The sequence below is a fragment of the Okeania sp. SIO2B3 genome (assembly GCF_010672525.1).
Taxonomy (GTDB): domain Bacteria; phylum Cyanobacteriota; class Cyanobacteriia; order Cyanobacteriales; family Microcoleaceae; genus Okeania.
In genome coordinates this window covers 1-1,701 of record NZ_JAAHGH010000232.1, presented here as the reverse complement: position 1 = coordinate 1,701, position 1,701 = coordinate 1, and the positions used below count along the sequence as shown (strand labels likewise).

Genomic DNA, 1,701 nt, shown 5'->3' with positions numbered 1-1,701 from the left:
GCTCACGGGGTGACAAGCGCCTCAAAAGTATTGTGGGGTAAGGGTTTAAAATATATAATCCCTTTCAACAACTCTAATGTTTTTCTCATAATAATAATTATTCTGATAAAGAGTGAGCGATCGCGAACCCACACCCACACCTCACTTTTTTAGTTGATTTTTATGTCAATATAGATACTAGCCATCAACCATATTTTATGCTAAAAAAAAGTCGGTCCACTAACGCAAATAGACCGACCCCAATGGATTTTTTTTCATTATATGAGTCATATTTTAAACAATCTTTGACAGATACTCAAGTCCAAACTTTGAAAATTTTAGTTTGGCTAATTACTGTCCAGAAAACTGTAAAAATAGAAAAGTTAGCAGCTTGTTTTCCTTTACCTATTAAATATGAAAGCCGTCGCCGTCATATTCAAAGATTTTTAACATTATTTTCTTTAAGTTTACCCTTGTTTTGGTTCCCGATCATCAAGATGCTTATTGACAAAGAATTTGCGCTCTGGTAGTCGGTTAATTATTACTATAGATAGAACGATAGGGGAAAGAGCAGAATATATTTGTGATAGGGGTCATCTACAAAAAACGAGCTTTACCTATTTATTGGCAAATTTTAGAGAAAAAGGGCAGCAGTAATTTAGGAGAACAGAAGGCAATTATTAAGCCTGTTTTACGAATATTTAAAAAAATATGAATTAGTAGTTATTGGAGACCGTGAATTCCACGGCGTTGAATTATCACACTGGCTCAAAAATCAAAAATCACCTGAAAAAATTTACTTTGTTTTTCGACAAAAACAGAATACTTACTATAGAAAACCTGGTAAAAACTATGAACAACTTAGTTCTTTGCCGATATATCCCGGAACAAAAATTTTTTTGAGCCATATCAATATTACTCAAAATAAAGGTTTCGGAAGATTTAATCTAGCAGCATATTGGAAAGGAAAATATAATCAGAAAGTAGAAAAAGCGAGTGCGTAATTCCGAGGTCTCCTCGGAATGAAAGACGCACTCAAGACAGAGCCTTGGTACTTATTAACAAATCTTAATGATTTGGATGAAGTTTTAAAAATTTATCGGTCGAGAATGGGCATCGAAGCCATGTTTAAAGACTGTAAAACAGGTGGATATAATTTGGAGGGAAGTCAAGCTAATACCCAACGTTTGACCAATTTAATTTTACTTATAGCTATTGCTTACACTGGTTCATGTTATCAAGGTAAATTTATCAAAAAATCTGGGTATCAAAATTATATTTGTAGACTAACAGAACCAGCTAGAAAAGATAGAAGACATAGCAATTTTTGGGTAGGTATGTATGGTGAGTTGTGGGTCATGGCCTGGGAATATTTAGTTGATATTATCCAAGTTATGATGAATCTAAATCCACAGAAAAAGCAGAATTATCACAGGGGATTAAAAGCGATGTCTAGATTATTACATTAAGTATTTGCACTTGCAATCTTTCAGAATTTATCTAATGTCCAATGATTAAAATTTTTCAAATTGACCAATATAAATTTTGTTAGCCTTATGTAATTGAACAATACATCAACCTGCCTAGAGGGTGTGGTTTCGCGATCGCGAACCCTTTATGAGAATAATTATTATGAGAAAAACATTTAATTTTTTAAAGGGATTATATCTTTTAAACTCTTACCCCACAATGCTTTTGAGGCGCTTGTCACCCCGTGAGGTT

2 protein-coding genes are annotated in these 1,701 nt (G+C 33.4%); both read left to right on the top strand.

Going from position 1 to position 1,701, the window contains the following annotated elements; all coding sequences use genetic code 11:
• The first annotated feature begins 284 nt into the window (after positions 1-284).
• Positions 285-509, top strand: a complete 225-nt coding sequence (locus F6K15_RS37855) for a hypothetical protein (RefSeq protein WP_293071236.1) — start codon at positions 285-287, stop codon at positions 507-509.
• Positions 510-1,001: 492 nt separating this feature from the next.
• Positions 1,002-1,448, top strand: a complete 447-nt coding sequence (locus tag F6K15_RS37850; protein WP_293071235.1) for a hypothetical protein — start codon at positions 1,002-1,004, stop codon at positions 1,446-1,448.
• Positions 1,449-1,701 lie beyond the last annotated feature (253 nt).

Excerpts from the sequence above, each read along its gene's own strand:
- F6K15_RS37850 (WP_293071235.1), top strand. The coding sequence starts at position 1,002 with ATGAAAGACGCACTCAAGACAGAGCCTTGGTACTTATTAACAAATCTT.